The sequence below is a fragment of the Stenotrophomonas sp. 14P6.2.3 genome (assembly GCF_057799055.1).
The window spans coordinates 1-26144 of record NZ_JBYOLA010000023.1; the positions used below are offsets into that span (position 1 = coordinate 1).

General features: G+C 65.9%; 25 protein-coding genes. 16 read left to right on the forward strand and 9 right to left on the reverse strand.

All coding sequences use genetic code 11. The annotated features are described in order from the left end of the window. From AC27VL_RS15885 to AC27VL_RS15935, 11 genes are all read left to right on the forward strand, one after another. Nucleotides 1-378 (forward strand): energy transducer TonB (locus AC27VL_RS15885; protein WP_488767306.1); only part of this gene is annotated, 378 nt, incomplete at its 5' end. A gap of 94 nt (nucleotides 379-472) precedes the next feature. Then, nucleotides 473-1234 (forward strand): TonB-system energizer ExbB, encoded by a 762-nt coding sequence (exbB, locus tag AC27VL_RS15890; protein WP_025875552.1) that lies wholly within the window; start codon nucleotides 473-475, stop codon nucleotides 1232-1234. 56 nt (nucleotides 1235-1290) lie between these two features. Beyond that, nucleotides 1291-1716, forward strand: coding sequence for an ExbD/TolR family protein (locus AC27VL_RS15895; protein WP_012509603.1), 426 nt, complete (start codon nucleotides 1291-1293; stop codon nucleotides 1714-1716). Nucleotides 1717-1719: 3 nt separating this feature from the next. Further along, nucleotides 1720-2133, forward strand: coding sequence for an ExbD/TolR family protein (locus AC27VL_RS15900; protein WP_004132666.1), 414 nt, complete (start codon nucleotides 1720-1722; stop codon nucleotides 2131-2133). A gap of 206 nt (nucleotides 2134-2339) precedes the next feature. Beyond that, nucleotides 2340-3800, forward strand: coding sequence for a cardiolipin synthase (cls, locus tag AC27VL_RS15905; RefSeq protein WP_180164759.1), 1461 nt, complete (start codon nucleotides 2340-2342; stop codon nucleotides 3798-3800). Between the two features lie 40 nt (nucleotides 3801-3840). After that, entirely contained in the window at nucleotides 3841-4101 is a 261-nt protein-coding gene (locus tag AC27VL_RS15910; RefSeq protein ID WP_100554276.1) for a hypothetical protein, read from the forward strand. A gap of 9 nt (nucleotides 4102-4110) precedes the next feature. Continuing rightward, nucleotides 4111-4854, forward strand: coding sequence for a pyridoxine 5'-phosphate synthase (locus AC27VL_RS15915; protein ID WP_488767309.1), 744 nt, complete (start codon nucleotides 4111-4113; stop codon nucleotides 4852-4854). 302 nt (nucleotides 4855-5156) lie between these two features. After that, a complete protein-coding gene (locus AC27VL_RS15920) occupies nucleotides 5157-6269 on the forward strand; it encodes a PA0069 family radical SAM protein (protein WP_488767310.1) in 1113 nt (370 codons plus the stop codon). A gap of 139 nt (nucleotides 6270-6408) precedes the next feature. Then, entirely contained in the window at nucleotides 6409-7017 is a 609-nt protein-coding gene (locus AC27VL_RS15925; RefSeq protein WP_488767312.1) for a hypothetical protein, read from the forward strand. A gap of 21 nt (nucleotides 7018-7038) precedes the next feature. Further along, nucleotides 7039-7686, forward strand: coding sequence for a hypothetical protein (locus tag AC27VL_RS15930; RefSeq protein ID WP_488767314.1), 648 nt, complete (start codon nucleotides 7039-7041; stop codon nucleotides 7684-7686). 299 nt (nucleotides 7687-7985) lie between these two features. After that, a complete protein-coding gene (locus AC27VL_RS15935) occupies nucleotides 7986-8168 on the forward strand; it encodes a hypothetical protein (protein WP_488767315.1) in 183 nt (60 codons plus the stop codon). An 801-nt stretch (nucleotides 8169-8969) separates the two neighbouring features. On the opposite strand, the gene AC27VL_RS15940 is transcribed toward AC27VL_RS15935, so the two are convergent. From AC27VL_RS15940 to AC27VL_RS15950, 3 genes are all read right to left on the reverse strand, one after another. Continuing rightward, a complete protein-coding gene (locus tag AC27VL_RS15940; protein ID WP_488767317.1) occupies nucleotides 8970-9680 on the reverse strand; it encodes a 2OG-Fe(II) oxygenase in 711 nt (236 codons plus the stop codon). A gap of 108 nt (nucleotides 9681-9788) precedes the next feature. Then, nucleotides 9789-10805, reverse strand: coding sequence for a class 1 fructose-bisphosphatase (locus tag AC27VL_RS15945; RefSeq protein ID WP_100554281.1), 1017 nt, complete (start codon nucleotides 10803-10805; stop codon nucleotides 9789-9791). 275 nt (nucleotides 10806-11080) lie between these two features. After that, nucleotides 11081-12283, reverse strand: a complete 1203-nt coding sequence (locus AC27VL_RS15950) for an amino acid aminotransferase (RefSeq protein WP_100554282.1) — start codon at nucleotides 12281-12283, stop codon at nucleotides 11081-11083. Between the two features lie 171 nt (nucleotides 12284-12454). Here AC27VL_RS15950 and AC27VL_RS15955 point away from each other — a divergent pair, with 171 nt between their 5' ends. After that, complete coding sequence (locus AC27VL_RS15955; protein WP_488767319.1) at nucleotides 12455-14569, forward strand: TonB-dependent receptor family protein; 2115 nt, start codon at nucleotides 12455-12457, stop codon at nucleotides 14567-14569. 105 nt (nucleotides 14570-14674) lie between these two features. Here AC27VL_RS15955 and AC27VL_RS15960 read toward each other — a convergent pair whose 3' ends face one another. Beyond that, complete coding sequence (locus tag AC27VL_RS15960) at nucleotides 14675-15001, reverse strand: hypothetical protein (protein WP_089241889.1); 327 nt, start codon at nucleotides 14999-15001, stop codon at nucleotides 14675-14677. A gap of 141 nt (nucleotides 15002-15142) precedes the next feature. Between AC27VL_RS15960 and AC27VL_RS15965 the strand changes: the two genes are divergently transcribed. From AC27VL_RS15965 to ligD, 3 genes are all read left to right on the forward strand, one after another. Next, nucleotides 15143-15541: a hypothetical protein gene (locus tag AC27VL_RS15965; protein ID WP_100554284.1), complete on the forward strand. Its 399-nt coding sequence runs from the start codon at nucleotides 15143-15145 to the stop codon at nucleotides 15539-15541. A 145-nt stretch (nucleotides 15542-15686) separates the two neighbouring features. After that, nucleotides 15687-16616 (forward strand): non-homologous end joining protein Ku, encoded by a 930-nt coding sequence (gene ku, locus AC27VL_RS15970; protein WP_488767321.1) that lies wholly within the window; start codon nucleotides 15687-15689, stop codon nucleotides 16614-16616. 3 nt (nucleotides 16617-16619) lie between these two features. Beyond that, entirely contained in the window at nucleotides 16620-19097 is a 2478-nt protein-coding gene (gene ligD / locus AC27VL_RS15975; protein ID WP_488767323.1) for a DNA ligase D, read from the forward strand. A 117-nt stretch (nucleotides 19098-19214) separates the two neighbouring features. Here ligD and AC27VL_RS15980 read toward each other — a convergent pair whose 3' ends face one another. From AC27VL_RS15980 to adh, 3 genes are all read right to left on the reverse strand, one after another. Next, on the reverse strand, nucleotides 19215-19604 hold the full coding sequence (locus tag AC27VL_RS15980) for a hypothetical protein (RefSeq protein WP_100554286.1): 390 nt from the start codon (nucleotides 19602-19604) through the stop codon (nucleotides 19215-19217). A gap of 104 nt (nucleotides 19605-19708) precedes the next feature. After that, on the reverse strand, nucleotides 19709-20737 hold the full coding sequence (adhP, locus tag AC27VL_RS15985) for an alcohol dehydrogenase AdhP (RefSeq protein WP_089241883.1): 1029 nt from the start codon (nucleotides 20735-20737) through the stop codon (nucleotides 19709-19711). 74 nt (nucleotides 20738-20811) lie between these two features. Continuing rightward, nucleotides 20812-22341, reverse strand: coding sequence for an aldehyde dehydrogenase (gene adh / locus AC27VL_RS15990; RefSeq protein ID WP_089241881.1), 1530 nt, complete (start codon nucleotides 22339-22341; stop codon nucleotides 20812-20814). 222 nt (nucleotides 22342-22563) lie between these two features. On the opposite strand from adh, the gene AC27VL_RS15995 reads away from it, so the two are divergent. Beyond that, the gene (locus AC27VL_RS15995; RefSeq protein WP_243382148.1) at nucleotides 22564-24414 is read left to right on the forward strand and encodes a sigma-54-dependent Fis family transcriptional regulator; all 1851 of its coding nucleotides are present in this window, start codon (nucleotides 22564-22566) and stop codon (nucleotides 24412-24414) included. 52 nt (nucleotides 24415-24466) lie between these two features. On the opposite strand, the gene eda is transcribed toward AC27VL_RS15995, so the two are convergent. Next, nucleotides 24467-25105 carry a bifunctional 4-hydroxy-2-oxoglutarate aldolase/2-dehydro-3-deoxy-phosphogluconate aldolase gene (gene eda / locus AC27VL_RS16000; RefSeq protein WP_100554288.1) on the reverse strand — a complete coding sequence of 213 codons (639 nt, stop codon included), beginning with the start codon at nucleotides 25103-25105 and terminating at the stop codon, nucleotides 24467-24469. Next, a complete protein-coding gene (locus AC27VL_RS16005; RefSeq protein ID WP_100554289.1) occupies nucleotides 25092-26111 on the reverse strand; it encodes a sugar kinase in 1020 nt (339 codons plus the stop codon). Before AC27VL_RS16005 ends, eda begins: the two co-directional genes overlap by 14 nt. Between the last annotated feature and the right edge of the window lie 33 nt (nucleotides 26112-26144).

The following is a 26144-nucleotide window of genomic DNA, read 5'->3' on the forward strand; positions in this document are numbered from 1 at the left end:
CCGCCGCCGCAGGCGCCGGTCGTCGACGTGCCGGAACCGCGCGCGAACGATATCGTCACCCCGCCGTCGCCGCCGTCGCCGCCGGCACCGCCGACCTCGATCGAGGCCAGCGTGGACATCTCGTCGAAGGCCATGAATCCGCCGCGCTATCCGCCGGCCGCCTTCCGCGCTGGTATCCAGGGCGAAGTGATCCTGATCATTGATGTCGATGCCCAGGGCAACGTCACCAATGTCACGGTGGAAAAGTCCAGCCGTAACCGCGATCTGGACCGTGCTGCGATGGAAGCTGCCCGCAAGTGGCGTTTCAACGCCGCCGAAGCTGGCGGTAAGAAGGCTGCTGGCCGCGTCCGCGTCCCGGTCAACTTTGCGCTGAACTGATGCGCCCGGGTGGCCGCCTGGCCACCCTCGCCTCCAGTTCGATTGTTTAGCTTAGCTACACCCTTTATCACCACACACAACAAAGGTAAGCGTCATGCTGCAGGAAATTTTCATCGCCGCTGCTGCCGGGGGCAATCCGTCCAACGCCCTGTCGCAGATGGGCTTCGAGCATCTGATCCACGAAATGACCACCAAGCCGGGTGATTTCGCGGTTTCCTGGGTCGTGCTGCTGACCCTGGTCGTCATGTCCGCCATGTCCTGGTACTGGACCGTCATCAACATCTTCCGTGCTACCCGCCTGAAGAGCGCCGCTGATCGCGTCGTCAGCCTGTTCTGGGATACCCCGAACGCGCAGGACGCCATCCGTGCAATGGAAGAGCAGCCGGCTTCGGAGCCGTTCTCGAAGATCGCTCTGGACGCTGCCCAGGCTGCAGCGCACCACCAGCGGGCTGAAGGCGGCGCCGTCGGCGGCGTGGGTGAGAACCTGAGCCGTTCGGAGTTCGTCGACCGCGCTCTGCGCCAGGCCGTGACCCGCGAAAGCAACAAGCTGCAGTCGGGCATGACCCTGCTGGCCACCGTCGGTGCAACCGCTCCGTTCGTCGGTCTGCTGGGTACCGTGTGGGGCATCTACGGCGCGCTGATCAAGATCGGTGCCACCGGCTCCGCTTCGATCGACGCCGTTGCCGGCCCGGTGGGTGAAGCACTGATCATGACCGCCATCGGTCTGTTCGTCGCGATCCCGGCCGTGTTCGCCTTCAACTTCTTCAGCAAGATCAACAGCGCGACCATCAGCAAGTTCGATACCTTCGCGCACGACCTGCACGACTTCTTCGCCACCGGTTCGCGCGTCCGCTAATTGCGACGCGCTGTACCCGCGAGAACGTAGTCACCAAGATCTAGACGGAGCCCGTTATGGCTTTCAGTAGTGGTAACAGCGGCGGCCCCATGGCCGACATCAACGTTACGCCCCTCGTGGACGTGATGCTGGTGCTGCTGATCATCTTCATCATCACGGCGCCGCTGATGTCCCACAAGGTCAAGGTGGATCTGCCGGAGGCCAACTTGGTCCAGAAGCCGGACGACACCAACGACCGCAAGGGTCCCATCACCCTGGCAGTCAAGGAAGACGGTTCGATCTACTGGAACGACGAAGAGATCAACAAGCAGACTCTCGAGTCGCGCTTGGCGACCGCCGCCCAGCAGACCCCGCAGCCGCCGTTGAACCTGCGTGGTGACCGCACCACCAAGATGCGTGTCATCAACGAGATGACCAAGATCGCGCAGGAACAGGGCATGCTGGACGTCGGCTTCGTGGCGACCAAAGAGAAGGGGCAATAAGCCATGGCATTCAGTAGTGGTGGTGGCAAAGGCCCCATGGCAGACATCAACGTCACGCCCCTCGTGGACGTGATGCTGGTGCTGCTGATCATCTTCATCGTCACCGCGCCGATCATGACGTACCCGATCGCCGTGGACCTGCCGCAGCGCGTGCTCAACCCACCGCCGCAGCTGGTCGAACCGCCGCCGCCGATCGAGTTGAAGATCGACGCCAGCAACCAGGTCTCGTGGAACAACAGCCCGATCAACGCAAGCGAACTGCAGCAGCGGATGGAGCAGGAGGTCCAGCGTGACCCGACCAACCAGCCGGAACTGCGGATCGATGCCAGCCCGGATTCGGAGTACGACGTGATGGCCAAGGTTCTGGCCGCCGCGAAGAATGCTCAGATGAAGAAGATCGGCTTCGTGCAGCAGTAAATCGCTACACCGCAATACATCAGTCATGACGCGACTGCAGACGCCCCTGGAAACAGGGGCGTCTTTTTTTGAATGACATGCCTGCGCTTGGTAGGTGTCGACCTTGGTCGACACGTGGATCCACGCCATGCGTGGATGCGTCTTGCCGGGAACGCGTCTGGGAACAAATGCCGCTGACCGGTGCGTGTCCCCGCTATGATCGGCGGATGCTCGCCCTCTTCGATTCCGTGCGCCATTGGCTTGATGGCATCGCCCACCTGGGAACGATCCTGGCGGTGGCCTATCTGCTGTACCTGCTCGCCCTGACCGGCTGGATCATGCTGCAGAAGCGCGAGCCGGTGGCCACGCTGAGCTGGATCCTGTCGCTGGCGCTGCTGCCCTACCTCGGCCTCTTCATCTACTACCTGTTGGGGCCGCAGAAGGTGAAGCGGCAACGGCTGCGACGCGGTCGTGCGCGCTCGGGCATGGAGCACTACAGCGATGTCTGCCCACCCGATGCCGACTGCACCGAGCTGGCCAAGATCGCGCAGGCGACGACTGGGCTGGCGCCAAGCACCGCCACCGAAGTGACCTGGTTGGTCGACGGCGCGGCCACCTATGCTGCGCTGTTGGAAGCGGTGGCGCAGGCCCGTGACCATGTGCATCTGGAGTACTACATCTTCAATCCCGACCACGCCGGCACCGCGTTGCGGGATGCCTTGCTGGAACGGGCCCGTGCCGGTGTGCAGGTACGGCTGCTACTGGACGCGGTAGGCTCCTCCGCCGTGCGCCAGCGCTTCGTGCAGCCGCTGCTGGATGCCGGCGCGGAAGTGGTCTGGTTCCATCCGCGGCAGCTGCTGAAGCCGTTCAAACGCCCCTGGTTGAACCTGCGCACGCACCGCAAGCTGGTGATCGTCGATGGCCGGCTGGCGTTCACCGGCGGCATCAATATCACCGACGACGAAGACGAAAGTCGCAACCCGAATGCCTATCGCGATCTGCACATGCGCCTGCGCGGGCACGTGGTGCGCAGCCTGCAGTTGGTGTTTGCCGAGGACTGGTTGTACGCCAGTGGCCAGGATCACTCGCGGTTCGACATCGCCCGGCTGTGGCCGAGCGATATGGCCCTGCGCGGCGACGGCGCGATCGACGCGCAGGTGCTGGTCTCCGGCCCGGATTCGGGATGGGAGACCATCCATCGCCTGCATGTGGCCGCCATCCAGGAAGCGCGTGAGCGGGTCTGGCTGGTGACCCCTTACTTTGTACCCGGTGAGGCGGCGCGGATGGCGCTGACATCAGCAGCGCTCGGTGGCCTGGACGTACGCCTGCTGGTGCCGAAGATGAGCGACTCCTGGTTCGTCACCCAGGCCGCCCGCTCGTATTTCGACGAACTGCTGCATGCGGGAGTGAAGATCTACGAGTACGGTCCGCGCATGCTGCATACCAAGGCCTTCATCGCCGACGATGATGTCTGCATCGTCGGCAGCGCCAACTTCGACCACCGCAGCTTCCGCCTGAATTTCGAGCTGTCGATGATGATCAGCGATCGTGGCCGGGTGGCGGAACTGTCCCTGTTGCTGCAGTCCGAGTTCGAGCGTGCTACCCGCGTACACGACCAGGCAGGACGCTCGCTGTGGCTGCATCGGTTGCCCGAGGCCTTCGCGCGATTGGCCTCGCCGCTGCTGTGAGGCAGCGCTACACTGCGGCGGTGGCCCGGGGAGACTGACAATGTACTGGCTGTACCTGCTGCTGGCGCTGGGCTGCTTCGCCTTTGCGTTGAAAACACCGAACATGGGGCTGATGTCACTGGCCCTGCTGGGCGCCCTCGCCTTCCTGCTGGCGTGGGTGCGTGGCCGTTACGTCGCACGCTTTGGCGACCTTCAGCGCGATCCGGCGACACTGGTGGACAGCGACGAACTGCGGCGTCTGCGCGAACAGGCCAAGGTGACTCCGGCCGACGGCAGCGACCCTCCCTCTTACTCCCCGTAGTCCCGTTCCATGACCCAGCTCAGCGTCAACGTCAACAAGATCGCCGTCCTGCGCAACTCGCGTGGCGGTGCCGAACCGGACGTGGTGCGTGCCGCCCAGGCCTGCCTGGATGCAGGCGCGCATGGCATCACCGTGCACCCGCGGCCGGACCGCCGCCACATCACCGCCGAGGACGTGCTGGCACTGTCGGCGCTGACCCGTGCGCGGGGCGTCGAGTTCAACATCGAAGGCAACCCGTTCGCGCCGCCGCGTGAGGGCTACCCCGGGCTGCTGCCGCTGTGCGCGCAGACGCGTCCGGCGCAGGCCACGCTGGTTCCCGATGGCGATGGCCAGATCACCTCCGATCATGGTTTCGACTTCGAGCGCGACGCGCAGCGACTGCGCCCGCTGGTGGCCGAACTGAAGGCGATGGGTTGCCGGGTGAGCCTGTTCGTGGATGCCGGCAACCCGCTGCTGGAACAGGCGGCCGAGGTCGGCGCCGACCGCATCGAGCTGTACACCGGTCCGTATGCCGAGGCCCATGCTGCCGGCGACGCGCGGGCAATGCTTGAACTGTTTGCCACCGCCGCACGCCGTGCACAGGCCGTCGGCCTGGGTGTGAATGCCGGACACGACCTGTCGCAGGACAACCTGCATGACTTCCTGGCCGATGTGCCGGAGGTGCTGGAGGTCTCGATCGGCCACGCCCTGATCGGCGAGGCGCTGTACGACGGCCTCGATGCCACAGTGAAGGGCTACCTGGCACTGCTGTAGCAGTGCATGGGACTTCCCCTGCAGATTGAAGCCGGAGGACGTGCGGCAGGTCGCCGTATTCCGGCCTGGCATGCGTCCCTGTAGCCGATCTTCCCATCGCAGCTGTTGAGACACCCGTGGCCCATGCTGGCCCGCCGCGGCGATGGCGCGCGCCCGGTCGCAAGCCGCGCAGCCCTGTGGACAAGTCTGGGGTCAACGTGCGGTCCCATACGCCTCCGCCCCTACAGCTACGTGAATCCTGGCCGCTTGCGCCGCCTGTGGTTAGCAATAATACTAATGTTCCGTAACGGCCGGAGGGCAACATGCAGCACCCCCCTCGCAACGCCCAGGCCGCCATCAAGGGTCGGGGCTCCACGTCCCACCTTGCCGGGCGCTTTGAAAGCACCGTCAGCGAGGCGGTGGACGACGGCTGGGCGATGGACGAGAGCGAAGAATTCCTCGCCCCTCGCCTGCGCACCGAAGTGCGTGCCGAGACCGCGCGCAGCATCATCAGCCGCAACAACTCGCCGGACGTCGGCTTCAGCCAATCGGTGAATCCGTATCGAGGCTGCGAGCACGGCTGCTCGTACTGCTTCGCGCGCCCCTCGCATGCCTATCTGAACCTGTCGCCCGGGCTCGACTTCGAGACCAAGCTGTTTGCCAAGACCAACGCGCCACAGCTGCTGCGCAAGGAACTGTCGAAGCCGGGCTACGTGCCGCAACCGATCGCGCTGGGCATCAACACCGACGCGTACCAGCCGATCGAACGCAAGTTCAAGCTGACCCGTCAGCTGATCGAGGTGATGCTCGAAACCAAACACCCGTTCTCGCTGATCACCAAGAACGCGCTGGTCGAGCGCGACATCGATCTGCTCGCACCACTGGCGGCGGAGAACCTGGTCAGCGTGCATTTCTCGGTGACATCGCTGGATCCGCATCTGTCGGCGAAACTGGAGCCGCGTGCCTCGGCACCACATGCGCGCCTGCGTGCGATGAAGCGCCTGCATGAAGCGGGCATTCCCGTCGGTGTGATGGTGGCGCCGGTGATTCCCTGGATCAACGACAGCGAACTGGAAGCCGTGCTGGAGGCTGCGCATGATGCCGGCGCCAGTACCGCCGGTTACGTGCTGCTGCGCTTGCCGCTGGAAGTGGCGCCGTTGTTCCGCGATTGGCTGGATACCCATCATCCGGATCGTGCCGCGCATGTGATGAGCACGATCCAGCAGCTGCGTGGCGGCAAGGATTACGACAGCCAGTTCGGCACGCGCATGCGTGGCCAGGGCGTCTATGCGGAGCTGTTGAGCAACCGCTTCAAGCTGGCGCGCAAGCGCCTCGGGTTCAATGCGCAGAACAGCCACTGGCCGAAGCTGGATTCCAGCCGGTTCGAGAAGCCGTTGCCGCCGCGCAAGGATTCGCCGCAGGGAAGTCTGTTCTAGAACGCTGGACCGCTGCCTGACTTACCGGCAACAATCTGCGCTTGGCCGGATGGCCTGCAAACCATGGAAGGGTGCAGATGGATTACCTACGATCGGCGAGGGTGCGATTCCGTCTGTTGGGCGATGAATCGATTCGTGCATGAAGCGCCTACATGCCTTCAGCCGTGGTGCGTTTCTGTTTGCCTGCGGCGCCGATGCAGAGGCCGCCCGTGCGTTTGTGGTTGAAGACGCTGCCATGCATGACCCCGCCTGCCTGACGGTCGAGCCACGCCAGCGACTCTTTGCCTGTCACCAGATCGTTACCGGCAACAACCGTGTGATCGGGGTTCGACGATTCCGGTCTTCGTGGTGGACCGACCGTTCCACCTTCAGCAAGCTCACGGTCCAGCTCCCTGCTGATGCGAAGGCAGGAGACCGATTCGCCGCCGCAGGTGATCGCGTACGGATGTTCCATAGCAGTGGATCCAGTGCATTCGCCGGAAAGACCGGCTGCTACGGAGTTCCGGTCGCAGGGCAGATCACCGTGATTTCCACCGGAGATTCCGGCATCGAGATCCAGATTGACGCATCGTTCCGCTCCACAAGCCCACTGGAATGGCGCGATGAATGTGATGCACCGACCCAGCTATCAGAGCGCCTGAAAGCCTCGCCCCTGCAGATGCAGGACCTTGATGCATGGACGGGAGCACATGATCCCGACGCATCCCCTTTTGATCAGGCACATCCTGCCAGTCGCTCGCGTGACTGAATTCGAATCAGCGGTGTCTACATGATGAAACGCCTGTGCTGCCTTCCGGCCAGCGCTCTCCTTCTCTCCCTTGTGACCCTGCAGGTGCAGGCTCGCGCCATTCACGAATGCATCGCCGTTCCGCAGGCATCGATTGCCACTGATATGCCAGCCGGTCTGGACGAGTTCGAGCAACATCTGTGGACGGCAAATACAGGTCAGGTGGTGAGCAAGGGCACGGGCACGCTCCTTCTGCTGCGCCTCTTCTCGGAGTCGCCGGGCGTGATCGATTCCCAGCAGTTCACCAAGATCACCGGCAGCCTGAAGGGATACACGCCATCGTCCGAAGGGATGCCGGAGGTAGTGGATGCGCACTTGACCAGTGGCGGCGCAGGCTTCGCACACAAGGGAGACTACTGGCTGTCCCATTCTGCGGATGTTGAACTACACCAGCCGCACAAGGGCGATGGTCGGATCGAAGTCAAAGTGACGGCTGTCGGATGGAACAGCTATCGAAAAGAAGACCGTTCTTCTATCTCCAGTTCACCTGCCAACTCAAGGAAATCCCCGTCGAGAAGCTCAGTGCCTGGCAAGGCGGCGACGGTAATCTCTGGCGATCCTTTGGTCCCACCCGATAGTCGGGTGGAACAGACCGTGTGCAACCACTTCTGCAACGACTGGCAATGCTGAAAATAGAAATTGATTCCCTGAGGTTCTACTCACGACTGGATGAGGATGCGTTCTCCTCCAGTTTGAGTGAAACATCAGGCGTGGTGTCCGTTGAGGGGTTTCTCAGAAAGATCAACGTCTCTGTTGATCCGTCGGCTGTGGATGAGGACAGTATGAGAGAGCCCATTTCCCTGTTCCAACACTATGGAATTGACATGCGCCAGCTGCGGGAACTGGAGATGACAGAATTCAGGACATGGATGAGGAACAGATCTGCCTATTGGTTCAAGTCGATGTACCCGGATCAATGAGGACATGAAATGAAGATCATCTACTGGCTTGGTATCGCGTTCTTGTGGATGCTCCCATTGAACGTCCTGCTGCTGACCGTCAGCAAGCTGATATCTGGCGAAGCGCTTGGAGAAGAAGAGCTTGTTGGCCTGGGTATCGCAGTGTTCGGTGCAGCAGCGGGCGGGATTCTCTATCATCGCCGTCCTCGGTAGCGTCGAGCTTGCTCGACTTCGCTGCAGGAAGCTTTTGTAGGTGGCACGGAAAGCCCGAAACTGCGCAAGCGCGCGAAACATCCGTATTCTGTGGTAGTGCTGCAGTGGCAAGAGCGCAGAGAGGAACCTCCGGTAGTGCGTGCAAGAAGATCATGATGCCGCAGATGGCGGGATAGAGAGCGTAGGCGGCCAGTCGTCGAGCACTGGTCCATGCATTGCACACGGGGGAATAATGAAGATTGTACTTTGGGCACCTGTAGTCATATTTGCCCTGTTGTCATTGAGAGCAATGGTTTTTGTCGTCTATCAACGGGTAAGTGGGTCCCCCTTCGGGGAAGAGGAAATCATTGTCGCTGGGATCGGATTGGTCTGCGGCTGGATCGCCTGGGTAATGCACAAGACCTTGATCAGACCATGGAGAAAGCAGTGACTCTGGTTCTGAGCCCGTGGTTTGGGGGCGAGCCCTGTCGGCACCGACCGGAACGAGGACGTCAGTTTCGGTCACACCGACCATCTTAGTTGGCCTGACCATGCGACCAACCTCGACAGCCCCGCGGGCTGGAAGGCCCACTGCAAGATGCGCGAGCTCAGCTATGAATTGAATGCCATCCGGAGGCCGCTGGGTCAGCTGGGCGCATGGGAAGGCGTGCCAGCATCTGGGGATTCCCTTATCAGCGAGGGCAGACCGGGTAGTGGTCTGCCTTAGGAGATAGCACCACTGCTCGCACCACAGCACAGGATCTCGGGGGCCAGCTCCATGATCCGGACAAGGCGCTGGGAACCTCGAGTGACCAGTTTGTATCACCCTCCCCCAAACAACTTCTGCGCACTCTGGAACAGGATCCAGCTGGTCGCGATGAACTTGTCGCCGCCCTGCGGCCGGTTGCCACGATGGGTGTGGGTGAATGCCGTGGGCGCAATCAACAGGCTGCCGGTGCGCGGCGCGATCTTCCGGCCCTGGAACAGGAACTCGGTTTCGCCTTCTTCGAAGTCGTCGTTGAGGTACAGCGTCCACAGCAGGTGGCGGTGCAGCGTGTCGGCCTGCGCATCCTTCGGGTACAGCTCGCAGTGCCAGTACGGGTAGCCGCCCTCGCCCGCTGTGTACCACTGCAGGTTGATCGCGCCCGGGCGCAGGCAGGTGCGCGCCAGATCCGCAAGCTGCTCCGGTGCCATGTCGGGAAAATCCTCGGCCGACAGACGTCGCGGCTGGCCGTTGCTGTCCTGGATCTGCAACATCAGCGGCGCGATCAATGCCTGTGGATAACGGCGTAGATAAGTCTGCAGACCGGCAAAAACCGCCTGCTGCAGCTGCTGGTCGACATCCTGCCATCCGTCCAGGCCGCTGATCCGCAGATCCTTGCTGTGCTTGAGTTCCGGGAACACGCCGCTGCCCACTGCACCGGGTTTCAGGCCCTGACTTGCACGCATGCGGGCGACGATCGCAGCGCACACGTCGCTGGGGACGGCGTTGTGGATGACCTCGATGAAATCGACAGGGCCCGGCTCGTGCATGCGTGCATTCCTTCGACGGCAAGGGCTTGATGGTGCCGTTTGCAGCCGCTGCTGTCACCCTGCGGTCATGTCATCAATCTGCCATGACCGCTGTAGGGATGGCCGCTGTCAGACGCTCTTCGCGTCATGCTCCTGGTGATAACGCACGGCCTCGGCGACCTCTTCGCGCGAACCGAGGAACACCGGCACGCGTTGGTGCAGCTGGTCGGGTTGCAGGTCGATGATGCGTTCGCGACCAGTCCAGGCCGTACCGCCCGCCTGCTCCACCAGCAGCCCCATCGGGTTGGCTTCGTACATCAGGCGCAGCTTGCCGGCCTTGCCCGGTTCCTTCTTGTCCCACGGGTAGATGAAGATGCCGCCGCGGGTCAGGATGCGATGCACGTCGGCGACCATGCTGGCGATCCAGCGCATGTTGAAGTTCTTGCCGCGCGGGCCTTCCTTGCCGGCCAGCAGATCTTCCACATAGGCCTGCATCGGCGCTTCCCAGTGGCGCTGGTTGGACATGTTAATGGCGAACTCCTGGGTGGCCGCCGGGATCTGCATGTTCTCGGTGGTCAGCAGGAACTCGCCGGTTTCGCGGTCGAGGGTGAAGGCGTGGGTACCGTGGCCGACGGTCAGCACCAGCTGCGTGCTGGGACCGTAGATGCAGTAGCCGGCGGCGATCTGCTTGCTGCCCGGCTGCAGGAAGGCGTCATCGCCAGGCAGTTCGACGTTGGTCGGGCAACGCAGCACCGAGAAGATGGTGCCGACGGAGACGTTGACGTCGATGTTGGAGCTGCCATCGAGGGGATCGAACAGCAGCAGGAAATCGCCGCGCGGGTAGATGTCCGGCACCGGCTGGCTGTGGTCCATTTCCTCCGATGCGCAGGCAGCGAGGTGACCGCCCCAGGCGTTGGCTTCCAGCAGGATCTCGTTGCTGATGACATCCAGCTTCTTCTGCGCTTCGCCCTGCACGTTGCCGGTGCCGGCTTCGCCGAGCACGCCACCGAGGGCGCCCTTGCTGACGGCGATGGAGATGCTGGTGCAGGCGCGGGCGACGACCGCGATCAGCTGGCGCAGGTCGGCGTTGATGCGGCCGGCGTGCTGCTGCTGGATCAGGAAGCGGGTCAACGAGGTACGGGACATGGGCGGGCAGGTCTCGGCAACGGGGAAACGACTATTGTCGCTGGTCTGACTTGCGCGTGGGTGAGCGGGGAGGGCGTAATCGTTTCCAGATGCGTTGCGCTGCAGAAGCGGGGCGCTCTGCTTCTGTAGAGCCGAGCCCGCGCTCGGCTGCTCTTCGTCCGTCACGCCGCGCAAGCCGAGCGCAGGCTCGGCTCTACAGCAACCCTTGGCGAAGGCAGGAGCAAAAACAAAGGCGCCTTGCGGCGCCTTTGTTTTCAAACCACTGGAGTGGTGCTTCAGCCCTTGGCGACGGTGGCCACGGCCTTGGCGACGTATTCCAGGTTGTTCTGGTTCAGCGCGGCCACGCAGATGCGGCCGGTGCCGACGGCGTAGATGCCGAACTCGTCGCGCAGGCGCTCGACCTGTTCGCGGCTCAGGCCGGAGTACGAGAACATGCCGGCCTGCTCGTTGATGAAACCGAACTGCGGGGCACCGGCGGCGGCCAGCTTCTCGACCAGGCCCTGGCGCAGGGCGTGGATGCGCTCGCGCATCTCGGTCAGTTCCTGCTCCCACATCGCGCGCAGTTCCGGGTTGGTCAGCACGCCGGCAACCAGTGCAGCACCGTGCGTGGACGGGCTGGAGTAGATCGTGCGGATCACGCGCTTGACCTGCGACTGCACGGCCTTGGCGTCAGCGGCGGTCGGCGCCACCATCGACAGCGCACCCACGCGCTCGCCATACAGCGAGAACGACTTGGAGTACGAGTTGGCGACGATGAAGCTGTCGATGCCGGCCTCGGCGATGATGCGCACCGCGGCGCCGTCCTGCTCGATGCCCTTGTCGAAGCCCTGGTAGGCCATGTCGATGAAGGGGAACAGCTGGCGGTCCTTCAGCAGCTGCGCGACCTGCTTCCACTGGCTGACGGTGAGGTCGGCGCCGGTGGGGTTGTGGCAGCAGGCATGCAGCAGCACCACGGTGCCCGCTTCCAGCTTGCCCAGGTCGGCCAGCAGGCCGTCGAAGTTCACGCCATGGGTGGCCGGGTCGAAGTAGGTGTAATCGACCACCTCGAAACCAGCGGCGCTGAACACGGCGCGGTGGTTTTCCCAGCTCGGGTTGCTCAGCGCGACGGTGGCGTGCGGCAGCAGCTTTTTCAGCACGTCGGCGCCGACGCGCAGCGCACCGCTGCCACCGACGGTCTGTGCGGTGGTGACGCGGCCGGCGGCCAGCAGCGGCGAATCCTTGCCGAACACCAGCTCACGGGTAGCCTGGGTGTACGCCGGCAGGCCATCGATCGGCAGGTAGCCGCGCGGTTTGGCTTCGTTGGCGAGCTGCTGCTCGATCTGCTTGACGGCGCGCAGCAGCGGAATGCGGCCGCTCTCGTCGTAGTAGATGCCCACACCCAGGTTGACCTTGGTCGGGCGGCTGTCGGCGTTGTACGCCTCGGTCAGGCCCAGGATCGGGTCGCCTGGGACCAGTTCCACGTTTGCAAAGAAGGACACGGCGGTACTCGTTCGGTAGACGGAAAGGGGGAGGAATTGCGCCACGCGGCTTGCGGCTTTTCGGCCGGAAACAGCCCATCGTAACAAAGCCTGCCGGGGCTGGCCGCCGCCATCGTCATCCGCCTGCCCGTACCATGGCGTGCGTTGCCGCCCGATCCATCAACCTGAATCATGAATTCCGCCGCACGACGTCATTGCCTGCCGCTGTCCGCCCTGCTGCTGTCGCCTTTTTCGGTGGCGGCCGCGCCCTCGCCCACCTCACTGCCGGCGGTGCAGGTGCAGGCCGCGCGGGTGCCGGGCGTGGATCCCTTCGCCCTGCCCGCCAGCCTGGATACGGTGTGGATCGATGCCGACCGTAGCGGCCCCAACACGCAGCTGTCCGAGGCGCTGGGCGGGGTGCCGGGCCTCCTGGCCCGCGACCGGCAGAACTTCGCGCAGGACACCCAGCTGTCGATCCGTGGCTTCGGCGCCCGTTCGACCTTTGGCGTGCGCGGGGTGCGGGTGCTGATTGATGGGGTGCCGGCGACCATGCCCGACGGCCAGGGCCAGCTGTCGCACGCCAGCCTGCTCGGTGCCGAGCGCATCGAGGTGCTGCGCGGGCCGTTCTCGGCCCTGTACGGCAACTCGTCCGGGGGCGTACTGCAGGTGTGGAGTGCGCAGGGCCAGGCCGGTGACCCTTGGCGGCTGCGCGTGAATGCCGGTGCCGACAACACGCTCAGCGTCGGCGCGCAGCTGCGCGGGGCCGGCAAGAGCATCGACTACAACGTGGCCGCCAACCATTTCAGCACCGATGGTTGGCGTGACCACAGCCGTGCGCGCCGCGAGTCGTTGAACGCGCGGCTGGGCACCGAGTTCGCTGGCGGCCGCCTGGAACTGCTGCTCAACGCGCTGCACGCGCCCAACGCGCAGGACCCGCTGGGACTGAGCCGCGCGCAGGTGGCGGCCGACCCGCGTCAGGCGACGGCGGTGGCCCACCAGTACAACACCCGCAAATCGGTGCGCCAGCAGCAGGCCGGCCTGCGTTGGACGCGGGAAGCCGGCGCGCAGCGCTGGCAGCTGATGGGCTACGCCGGGCAACGCGCGGTGACCCAGTACCTGCCGATTCCGCCGGGACCGCAGGCCAACCCATTGCACGCCGGTGGTGTGATCGACCTGGATGGCGGTTACGGCGGGCTGGACGCGCGCTGGGGCTGGAACGGCGATCTGTGGGGGCGCCCGCTGGATCTGGTGGTGGGCGTGAATGCCGATCGCCAACGCCAGCACCGCACTGGCTACGAGAACTTCATCGGCAGCACCGTGGGGGTACGCGGGCGCCTGCGCCGCGACCAGATCGACATCGTGCAGAACGTGGACCAGTTCGCGCAGGCGTGGTGGCAATGGAGCCCGCGCTGGTCGCTGTTGGCCGGAGTGCGCCACAGCACGGTGCGCTTCGAATCGGATGATCGCTACATCGTCGGGCGCAACCCGGACGACAGCGGCCGCCGCCGCTACCAGGCCACCACGCCGGTGGCGGGTGTCAGCTTCGAGGCAAGCCCGCAGTGGCGCCTGCACGCGGCCGTGGGCCGTGGATTTGAAACCCCGACGTTCAACGAACTGGGTTACCGCGCCGACGGCCAGGCCGGGCTGGCGCTGGATCTGGCGGCCGCCCGCAGCCGCAGCCTGGAAGTGGGCAGCAAGTGGCATGCGCAGGATGGAAGGCAGCTCGATGTGAGCCTGTTCCGTGCAGATACCGACGATGAGCTGGCCGTTGCCAGCAATACCAACGGTCGCAGCACGTACCGCAACATCGGCCGCACCCGCCGCCAGGGTGTGGAGCTGCAGTACCGGCAACCGCTGGCCGAGCAGCTGGAGCTGCAGCTGGCCTGGACCTGGCTGCAGGCGCAGGTGCGCTCGCCCTACCTTGCCTGCGCGGCCAGCAACTGCGCCGTGCCCGATACCGTCGTTGCCGCCGGCAGCCGCCTGCCAGGCGTGCCCCGGCAGCAGGCGTATGCGCGCCTGCAGTGGTCGCCGGGGGACTGGCAGTGGGCGCTGGAAGCTGCCGCCAGCAGCGACGTGGTGGTGAACGACATCGCCACCGAGCGCGCGCCGGGATACGCACTGCTGAACCTGGAGGCCGGGCGCAGCTGGAGGCTGCAGGCCGGTGAGCTGCGTGCATTCGCGCGTATCGACAACGCGCTGGACCAGCGCTACATCGGCTCGGTGATCGTGAACGACGGCAACGGCCGGTTCTTCGAACCGGGGCCGGACCGCCGCGCCAGCGTGGGGCTGCAGTGGTCATGGCGCTGAAGCGGTAGTGCCGGCCGCTGGCCGGCAACGCTCCGTGCAGGGGATAAGGTTGCCGGCCAGCGGCCGGCACTACCCGTCAAACGGAGGCCCTGGCCGGCGTGGCGATCAATCCGGGGCCTTGGCTGGCACGAACGGCGAGGTCGGGTCGCTGGCCGGGAAGGTCTCTTCCAGCGCCTCGTCCTGGTTGTCGCTGGCATGCTGCTTGCGCTCGCGCCGCTTCAGCGGGCTTTCCTGGCCGCCGCGATTGCGATCGCCACAGTCCTTGCGGTCCTGTGCGGCCTGTTCAGGTCGACGCACGACGGGCAAGGCGCCCTCGTCTGGTGTCGACATGCCCGCGCCGCGGTCCTCGGCGTCGGCCAGATCGTGTTTGCCGCGCTGCTCGCCCGGCTCGGGGGTGTGGTTCTCACGCAGGGGGTCACGGGTGGTGGTCATGGGGCATTCCTCCGGTAGGCCTCCACTACAGCGCGGACGAAGTAAAGCCACTGCGAACCTGGCGTCATGAACATCTTTGTCACGACTGGATAACGGCACCGCGCGTATTCCTGCCCACCCGCCCTGCTGCAGGAGCCGGCCATGCCCCGTCTTGAACGCCCCGCCCCGTCCGTGTTCAACGCCCTGCTGGATCCGCTGGGCCAGCGCAGCGCGCAGCGCCGGACCCGCCGCACGGAGGATCCCCAAGCGGTGGCGCAGGATTACCTGCAGTACATGCTGAGCGACTACGAAGAACGCCGCGCACAGGGGCATCGCAACTGGCGCGACCTGTGCCCGGTATATGCCTTCGCGCTGACCACGCACGCCGCCGACTGGCCGCGTGGCGGTGGCGCCGATACCTGTGGCGAATTGGCCGAGCACTGGGACCAGATGCGCGGACAGTCGCGCCTGAACTGGGCACAAGCGCAGCCGGTGGTGGAAGATGCCTGGCGCGCGCTGGACCATATCCCGGCCGCTGCGGTGAGGCCGCTGCTGCAGTAGTGCCGGCCGCTGGCCGGCAGCTCGATGATGCGTGGGATGCCGGCCAGCGGCCGGCACTACCCGCACGGCGTGCACGTTGTCGACACGAGCGTTTCACGGCGGCCGGCTGAAGCTGGCTACCCCTGCTGAAACCCAGGTGCGCATCATGGCCCGCCCGATCTGGACCGGCACACTTTCCTTCGGCCTGCTCAACGTACCGGTCTCGCTGATGTCCGGTGAACGCAAGGTCGACCTGCACTTCCGCATGCTGGATTCGCGCGACCGCAAACCGATCCGCTTCGAACGGGTCAACGCGGACACCGGCGAAGAAGTGCCGTGGAAGGACATCGTCAAAGCCTACGAGTACGACAAAGGCAGCTACGTTGTGCTGGAGGAAGACGATATCCGTTCGGCGGCCCCGGAGAGCCATGAGACGGTGGAGGTGGAGACCTTCGTCGACGCCACGCAGATCGATCCACGCTACTACGAAAAACCCTATCTGCTGGTGCCGGGTAAAAAAGCCGAGAAAGGCTACGTGCTGCTGCGGGAAACACTGCGCAGCACCGGCAAGGTCGGTATCGCACGGGTGGTGGTGCGCACGCGCGAGTACCTGTGCGCGGTGATGCCCAACGACGACGCACTGGTGCTGATGATCCTGCGCTATCCGCAGGAACTGGTCGAGCCTGACGACTACAAGCTGCCCAGTGGAAAGCTCGCCGACTATCGCATCACCAGCAAGGAAACGGCGATGGCCGAGCAGCTGATCGAGTCGATGGCGGGCGACTGGGATCCGTCGCAGTACCACGATGAATTCCGCGAGCGCCTGCAGCAGGTGCTGAACAAGCGCATCAAGTCCAAGGGTGGGACCACCAAGGTGGAGGACGAGCCGGCACCGCGCGAGGACGCCAGCACCAACGTGGTGGACTTCATGGCATTGCTGCAGAAGAGCCTGGATGCCAACAAGCGCACGCCGGCAAAGAAGGCAGCAGCTCGCAAGGCACCGGCCAGGAAGGCAGCGGCGAAGAAGGCACCGGCAAAAAAGGCCCCTGCGAAGAAGGCTGCAAAGAAGACCGCCGCGCGACGCAAGGCAGGTTGAGCCATGTCGTTGCATCAGTACCGGCGCAAGCGTCGACTGGGCGGAGGCAGCGGGCAGACCCCCGAGCCGGATGAGGCGCCTGCACGGGGCAACCCGAAGCGACGGCCGATCTTCGTGGTTCAACTGCACCACGCCAGCAGCCGACACTACGATTTCCGCCTGGAAATGGATGGCGTGCTGAAGAGCTGGGCGGTGCCGAAGGGGCCGTCGCTGCGGGTGGGTGAGAAGCGCCTGGCGGTGGAGGTGGAAGACCACCCGCTGTCCTATGCCGGCTTCGAAGGTGATATTCCCGAAGGACACTATGGCGCCGGCCACGTCGATGTGTTCGACCACGGCAGTTGGGCCTGCGAAGGTGATCCGCTGCAGGCACTGGCGGCCGGCAAAATCGACTTCGTGCTGCATGGGCAGCGTCTGGCCGGTGGCTGGAAGCTGGTACGCACGGCGATGAAGGGGCGCCAGGTGCAGTGGCTGCTGATCAAGCGCGACGACGAGCAGGCGCGGGATGCCGAAGCGGATGATCTGCTGCACGCGTCGGCAACCAAATCTGCGAAGGCGGCCCGCGCCTCTACGAAGAAGGCAGCGTCAGCGCCGCGTACCGCACACCCACGCAAGGCCGATGCACGCTGGCGTGCGCGCGCGCTGAAGCTGGACGGAGCGCGTGACAAGGACTACCCGCGTCAGTTCAAACCACAGCTCACCGATCATCGCGACAGCGCACCGGACGGCGAGCGCTGGCTGCACGAGATCAAGTGGGATGGCTACCGGCTGCTGGCCGATCTGCATGAGGGCGAGGTAAAACTTCGCTCGCGCAATGGCCTGGACTGGACGGCGGATTTTCCCGAAGTGGTGCAGGCCGTACAGGCGCTGCCCGTGCGCGATGCGCGTCTGGATGGAGAACTGGTGGTGCTGGACGACAACGGCCGCAGCGACTTCGCCGCGCTGCAGCGGGTGATCGACGGCAGCTCGAAACAACCGCTGCGCTACATCGTGTTCGATCTGCCGGGCGTGGCCGGGGTCGACATCAGCCGCGCGCCGCTGCTGCAACGCAAGGCACTGTTGAAGGAACTGATCGGCGATGCAGTTGGCACGCTGGCCTTCAGCGAGCACGTCATCGACCATGGCCCGGCGGTGTTCGAGGCCAGCGGCAAGGCGGGCTTCGAGGGCATCGTCGGCAAGCAGGTCGATGCGCCCTACGTGAACGCCCGCGCGCGTAGCTGGGTGAAGGTGAAGCACGAGGACACCGATGAATTCCTGATCATCGGCCACACCGCGCCAAAGGGCTCGCGGGTGGGATTCGGTTCGCTGCTGCTGGCCACGCCGGACAAGGGCGGCCTGCGCTATGTCGGCCGGGTCGGTACCGGCTTCGACGACGAGAGCCTGCGCGCGCTGTCGGCCACGCTGGCGTCGCTGGCGGTGAAGGCAGCGGTGCTGGAGCTGCCGGCGCACGTGCCCTTCCGTGCGGCCAGCGTGCGCTGGGTGAAGCCGGTGACGGTGGCCGAGGTCGCGTTCCGTGGCTGGGGCAAGGAAGGATTGCTGCGCCAGGCCAGCTTCAAGCGACTGCGCAGTGACAAGAAGAAGGAGGACCTGGCGATGAGTGCAACATCGGCCGATGACGGCGACGACGTTGCCATCACCCATCCCGAGCGCGTGGTGTTTGCGAAGAAGAAGCTCAGCAAGGGCGACGTCGCCGACTACTACCGGCAGATGGCGCGCTGGATCCTGCCGGAAATCAGTGGACGACCGCTGTCGCTGCTGCGCTGTCCCGATGGCGTGGGCAAGGCGTGCTTCTTCCAGAAGCACCACGGCCAAGGCCTGGGCGACGCCGTGCATGCAGTGCCGCTGCAGCAGAAGAGCGGGCGCGAGGACTACGTCTACATCGATGACGAACGCGGGCTGCTGCAATTGGTGCAGATGAACACCCTGGAGCTGCATCCCTGGGGGGCGACGGTGGCCGATCCCGAACATCCCGACCGGCTGGTGTTCGATCTTGATCCGGGTGAGGGCGTGAGCTGGGCCGACGTGAAGCGCGGCGCGCGCGATGTGCGCGATCGACTGCAGGAGACCGGGCTGCAGAGCTTCGTGCGGTTGTCCGGTGGCAAGGGCGTGCATGTGGTGGTGCCGCTGCTGCCCAAGGCGGACTGGGAGGACGCGAAAGCGTTCTGCGAGGCGTTCGCGCAGGCGATGGCCGAACAGGCGCCGGACCGCTACGTGGCGACGATGAGCAAGGCCAAGCGCAGCGGCGTGATCTTCATCGACTGGCTGCGCAATACACGCGGTGCGACAAGCGTGTGTTCGTGGTCGCTGCGTGCGCGCGAGAGCGCGGGCGTGGCGGTGCCGCTGCGCTGGGAAGAGCTGGCGAGGGTCGGCGCTGCCGATGCGTTTCCGATGGACAAGGCGTTGGCACGGGCGAAGCGATTGAAGGCGGATCCGTGGCAGGGCATCGACGCGCTGAAGCAGACGTTGCCGACGTCGAAGCGGTAGTGCCGGCCGCTGGCCGGCAGCTGCAGGATCATCGAGGTTGCCGGCCAGCGGCCGGCACTACCCGTATACGGGCATCGACGCGTTGAAGCAGAAGCGGCCAGTATTGACCATGCGCGCTCAGCGCGGATCGCGCGACGCGCGGCGGCCGAACCACCAGCCCAACAACAACTGCACCGGCAGCGAAACCAGCAGGCCGATGACGAACCACTGTGGGAAATCGCCCCCCATCATCCACAGGCCATAGCCCGCGCCGAGTACCAGCAACGACCAGATCGAGGTGCCATGCGCACGTGGCCAGCACGGTGCGTAGTAGGTGGCAAAGGCGATGGCGGCGATGCCGCCGAGCACGGTGAATGCCAGGTCCCAGCCGAGCTGCGCCTCGCTTCCCGGCGTCAGGCCCAGCAGCGATGGCAGCCAGCCTGCCGCACTGCTGACCAGGGTCAGCGCGAGCAACGCGCCGATCAGGGCGAGCAGGGAGAAAAAGATGGTCTTGAGCGTGGCGGGCATGCGCGCATTGTACGGCCGCCAGGCTGCCCGGCGCTGCCGGCAGATCGGCATGGCCGCCGCACCCGTGGGAGAGGGAAACGGGCACGGCGGCCATGCACAGGGGGTCAGGCAGCGAAGTCGATCACCACGCGGCCTTCGATGGTGCCGGCATGCATGCGCGCGAACACATCGTTGACGTTCTCCAGGCGGTCGGTGCTGACCGTGGCGGCAACCTTGCCTTCGGCGGCGAACTGCAGCGATTCCTGCAGGTCCAGGCGGGTGCCGACGATCGAGCCGCGCACGGTGACGCCGTTGAGCACCATGCCGAAGATGTCCAGCGGGAAGTTGCCCGGTGGCAGGCCGTTGAGCGAGACCGTGCCGCCGCGACGGACCATCCCCAGCGCCTGTTCGAACGCCTTGGGCGAAACCGCGGTGACCAGCGCACCATGCGCGCCGCCGATCTCCTTCTTCAGGAACGCGGCCGGATCGGTGGTGCGCGCGTTGACGGTGACCTGCGCGCCCAGGCGCTTGGCCAGGGCCAGCTTGGCGTCGTCCACGTCCACCGCTGCAACGTTCAGGCCCATCGCGCGGGCGTACTGCACGGCCATGTGGCCGAGGCCGCCGATGCCGGAGATCGCCACCCAGTCACCGGGCTTGGTGTCGGTGACCTTCAGGCCCTTGTACACGGTGACGCCCGCGCACAGCACTGGCGCGATCTCCACGAAGCCCACTTCCTTCGGAAGCAGGCCGACATAGTTGGCATCGGCCAGTGCGTACTCGGCGAAGCCGCCGTTGACCGAGTAGCCGGTATTGCGCTGCGTTTCGCACAGCGTTTCCCAGCCGCCCAGGCAGTGTTCGCAATGGCCACACGCCGAGTACAACCAGGGGATGCCGACCCTGTCACCTTCCTTGATGTGCCCTACCCCGCCTCCCACGGCCACGACGTGCCCCACGCCCTCGTGGCCGGGGATGAACGGCGGGTTCGGTCTCACCGGCCAGTCGCCCTCGGCGGCGTGCAGGTCGGTGTGGCAGACGCCACAGGCCTCGATCTTGACCAGCACCTCGCCCGCCCCCGGGCGCGGTACCACGACTTCCTCGATGACCAGCGGCTTGCCGAACTCACGGACAACGGCGGCCTTCATGGTTCTATTCATGCGTGCTTCTCCGTAGTGCGCTTGCAGACAGGATGGCGCCGGCCCCATGCCCGCGCCTTGATCCCGATCAATCCTCAGAAGAAGCCGAGCTTCTTCGGTGCGTAGCTGACCAGCAGGTTCTTGGTCTGCTGGTAGTGGTCGAGCATCATCCGGTGGTTCTCGCGGCCGATGCCCGACTGTTTGTAGCCGCCGAACGCGGCGTGTGCCGGGTAGGCGTGATAGCAGTTGGTCCATACCCGCCCGGCCTGGATCGCGCGGCCCACCCGGTACAGGCGCGCGGCATCGCGGCTCCAGACGCCGGCACCCAGCCCGTACAGCGTGTCGTTGGCGATCTGCAGCGCTTCTTCCTCGGTCTTGAACGTGGTCACCGACACCACCGGCCCGAAGATCTCCTCCTGGAACACACGCATGCCGTTGTGGCCCTTGAACACGGTCGGCTGCACATAGAAGCCGCCGGCCAGGTCGCCACCGAGCGCGGCCTTGTCGCCACCAATCAGCACCTCGGCGCCTTCCTCGCGGCCGATGGCGATATAGGACAGGATCTTCTCCAGCTGTTCGCCCGATGCCTGCGCCCCCACCATGGTGTTCGGGTCCAGCGGATTGCCCTGCCGGATCGCTGCCACGCGTTCGAGCACGCGCTCCATGAAGCGTTCGTAGATCGATTCCTGTACCAGCGCGCGCGACGGGCAGGTGCAGACCTCGCCCTGGTTGAAGGCGAACATGACGAAACCTTCCACCGCCTTGTCGAGGAAATCATCGTCCTCGGCCATCACGTCGGCGAAGAACAGGTTCGGCGATTTGCCGCCCAGTTCCAGCGTCACCGGAATCAGGTTCTGGCTGGCGTACTGCATGATCAGGCGGCCGGTGGAGGTCTCGCCGGTGAAGGCGATCTTGGCGATGCGCGGGCTGCTTGCCAGCGGCTTGCCCGCCTCCAGGCCGAAGCCGTTGACCACGTTGAGCACGCCCGGCGGCAGCAGGTCGCCGATCACCTCCATCAGCACCAGGATCGACGCGGGAGTCTGCTCAGCCGGCTTCAGCACCACGCAGTTGCCGGCGGCCAGTGCCGGCGCCAGTTTCCAGGCCGCCATCAACAGCGGGAAGTTCCACGGAATGATCTGCCCGACCACGCCCAGCGGTTCGTGGAAATGGTAGGCCACGGTGTCGTCGTCGATCTGCGACAGGCTGCCTTCCTGCGCGCGCAGGCAGCCGGCGAAATAGCGGAAGTGGTCGGCCATCAGCGGCACGTCGGCGTTGAGCGTCTCGCGGATCGGCTTGCCGTTGTCCCAGGTCTCGGCGTGGGCCAGCAGTTCCAGGTTCTGCTCGATGCGATCGGCGATGCGGTTGAGCAGCAGCGCACGGTGTGCGGCCGATGTGCGGCCCCAGGCGTCCTTGGCGGCGTGCGCGGCATCGAGTGCGGCGTCGATGTCCTCGGCGTTGGAGCGGGCCACTTCAGTGAACACCTGGCCGTTCACCGGCGAGATGTTGTCGAAGTACTGGCCGCTGCGCGGGGCGATCCATTCGCCACCGATGTAGTTGCCATAGCGCGGCTTGAACAGGGAACGCGGATCGGTGGCATGCGGGCGGGCGGACGGTACGGCGTTCATGGCGGCTCCTGTGATGGGCGTGGTGTATCCACAGGCGCAAGGACGATGCCAACCCTGGCCTGCTGCGCTGCATCACGCCTTCATCGCCCGGCCATCGGTCATCGTGTCGCGCAGGCTGCGGCAGTGCAGCAGGTGCGGCCGTTGCAGGCCGGCGCGGGGTGTGCTGTTAATCGGGACAGGTCCCGCAACAACTGTCGCAATGTGCGACACAGGAGGCTGTCGGTGTCCCCGCTTGCTCCCGATCCCCGCCTGGGCAGTGCCCGGCGCAGTTTCTTCGAGCGCGGCGCTGCTCCGGTTGGCGCGGTGCCCGAGGCGATCCTGCATTCCTGGCAACGCTGCCAGCGGCATGGCCTGCTGGTGGATGCGCAGCCGGCCGCCGAACCACTGACCGACCACCGCCTGCGCGAACTGCGCCAGCGCCGCGAGCGCCTGTGGCGACAGGCGCGCCCGGAGCTGGATGGACTGGCGGCGGAAATGACCCACAGCGGCAGCATCGTGCTGCTGACCGATGAAGACGGCTGGATCCTCGATGCCGAAGGCAGCACCGGTTTCCTCGACAAGGCCGGTCGTGTCGCGCTGATGCCCGGCATGCGCTGGGACGAAGGCACGGTCGGCACCAACGCGATCGGCACCGCGCTGGTCGACGGACGTGCGCTGCAGGTGCGTGGCGGCGAGCACTACTTCGCCCCGCACGGCATCCTCACCTGTTCGGCGGTGCCGATCCTCGATCCCTACGGGCAGTGCCTGGGTGTGCTCGATGTTTCGGGCGACGCGCGGCTGCCACACGTGCACGCGCTGGCGCTGGTGCGGCAGGCGGTAGCGCAGATCGAGCACCGCGGTTTCGCCGACGGCCTGGCCGACTGCGAGCTGCTGCGCCTGCATCATCAACCCGCGCTGCTCGGCAGTGCGCGCGAGGGTGTGCTCGGCTTCCGCGGCGGTCGCCTGGTCGCAGCCAATCGTGCTGGCCTGTCCCTGTTCGGGCTCGATCGGCAGGACATCGGCCGCACGCCGTACGAAGCACTGTTCGAACAACCGCTGTCGCGGCTGGCCGATGACGGCGTGCTGCTTGATCGCCAGGGTCGTCGTCTGTATGGCGTGCGCGAAGCACGCGCGTCGCGACGCAGTGTGGCCACGCCGGTGGCGACCGCGCCGTTGCCGGCGCGCGCGCAGGGGCCGCTGTTCGATACCGCACAGCAACAGCAGCTGGCCACCGCCGGGCGTGTGCTGCAGGCCGGGTTGCCGGTGCTGCTGCAGGGCGAGACCGGCACCGGCAAGGAAGTCTTCGCGCGTGAACTGCATACGCGCAGCGCGCGTGCCGGTAAGCCCTTCGTCGCGGTGAACTGCGCGGCGTTGCCGGAAGGCCTGATCGAAGCAGAACTGTTCGGCTACGAGGACGGTGCCTTCACCGGTGCGCGCCGCCAGGGCAGCCCGGGCCTGCTGCGGCAGGCCGAGGGCGGTACCTTGTTCCTCGATGAGATCGGCGACATGCCGCTGGCGCTGCAACCACGTCTGCTGCGCGTGCTGCAGGAGCGCGAGCTGTCACCGCTGGGCGGTGGCAAGCCGGTAAAACTGGATTTCGCGCTGGTCTGCGCCAGCCACTGCGAACTGCCGCAGGCGGTGGACGCAGGCCGCTTCCGTGCGGATCTGTATTACCGCATCGCCGACCACGTGGTGACCTTGGCGCCGTTGCGGCAGCATCCCGATCGCGCTGCCGTGGTGGATGCGCTGTGGCAGCAGCTGGGACACGGCCATGTGTTGTCTGCGCAGACGCGGGCGGCACTGGTGGCCCATGCCTGGCCCGGCAACCTGCGGCAGCTGAGCGCCTGCCTGCGCACGCTGGCCGCACTGGCTGAGCCCGGTCAAGCGGTGGATCCGCAGCTGCTGCCGGTGGATGTGCGTGCTGGCACGGTGGCCGCGCCAGCACTGCCTGCCAGCGGTGCGCTGGAGGAGATCACCGAGGCGGCCATGCGCCAGGCGCTGGCTGATTGCCAGGGCAACGTCAGCGCGGCGGCCAAGCGGCTGGGGATCAATCGCAGCACCCTGTACCGGCGGCTGGGTGCGCCACGCGGCTGAGCGGATGCCGGTAGCGCCGGGTCTGTGCCCGGCTCCACCAGCGGCCGAACGGTCAGCTGGCCAGCACCGCGGCCTCGCGCGCCATGCGCTCGACACTGTCCCAGTCGCGGGTCTGCATCAGCGCGGCGGTGGTCAGCCAGGAGCCGCCCACGCACAGCACGTTGGGCAGGTGCAGGAACTGGCTGGCGGTCTGCGCGCTGATGCCGCCGGTCGGGCAGAAGCGCACATCAGCGAACGGGCCGTGCCACGCCGACAGCATCGCGGCCCCCCCGGCCTGCACGGCGGGGAAGAACTTGAAGGTATCCAGGCCATGCTCCAGGCCGACGATCAGCTCCGAACCGGTGGCCACACCCGGCAGGTAGGGCAGATCGGCATCGCGTGCGGCGGCGTACAGCCGTGGCGTCGCCCCGGGCGATACCGCGAAGCGGCCGCCGGCTTCCTTCACGGCCTGCATCTGCGCGGCATCGAGCACGGTGCCGGCACCGATCACCGCATCCGGCACCGCTTCGACCATGGCCTTGATGGCCTCCAGCGCACGCGGCGTGCGCAGGGTCACCTCGATCACCGGCAGGCCACCACGGAACAGCGCATGCGCGACCTGCACCGCATCGTCGATGTCATCGGGGGTGAACACCGGAATCACCGGTGCCAGTTTCAGTACCGCACGAACGCGTGGATCAGCGCCGGACATCGAATCGCTCCTCGCCCATCAGGGCCAACACATCAGCTTCGCTGACGGGATTGAAATCGCCGGGAATGGAGTGCTTCAGGCCCCCGGCGGCCAGGCCGAAGCGCACGGTGGCGTCGGCATCGAAGGCGGACAGGATGCCATGCAGGATGCCTGCCGCGAAGGCATCACCGCCGCCGATGCGATCGACGATGCCCTGCAGCTGGCGCACCGGTGCCTGCGCACGGGTGCCATCGCGGCCCAGCAGCAGCGCGCCCAGCGCATGGTGGTCCACGCTCAGCGTCTGCCGCTGGGTGCAGGCCAGCCACTGCAGCTGCGGGAATGCGTCGAATGCCGCGGCGGCTGCCGCTTCCACCCGCGCGACCACGTCGGCCTGTTCGAAGCGCTGGCCGAGGATGACTTCGATATCGCGGTAATCGGCAAAGACGATGTCGGCCTGCGCGAACAGTTCGTGCAGGATCGCCTGCGCATCGCCGCCCCAACGTTGCCACAGCTTCGGCCGGAAGTTGCCATCGAAGGACACACGCACGCCCAGCGCACGGGCGGCGCGCGCTGCAGCCAGCGTGGCCTGGGCCACGTCCGGGCCCAGCGCCGGGCTGACCCCGGACAGGTGGAGCCACTGCGCGCCCTGCAGCAGCGCCGGCCAGTCGTAGTCGGCGGCAGTGCTGTTGGCGAATGCGGAATCGGCACGGTCGTAGACTACTTCACTGGCCCGCTGCACCGCGCCGGTGGTCAGGAAATACAGGCCCATGCGGCCCTCGGCATCTTCGCGCACGCCGCGCGTATCGACGCCATGCCGGCGCAGTTCGGCCAGCGCATGCGCGCCGAGCGCGTTGCCGGCGACGGTGCTGACCATGGCCACGTCATGTCCAAAGCGGGACAGCGAGACAGCCACGTTCGCCTCGGCGCCGCCGACGTGCACCTGCAACTGCGGCGACTGCAGCAGCAGCTCGCGACCGGGCGCACCCAGGCGCAGCAGCAATTCCCCGAAACACACGATACGACCCATTTCTGCTCCTTCACGCGTGCCGCCAGCATGTGA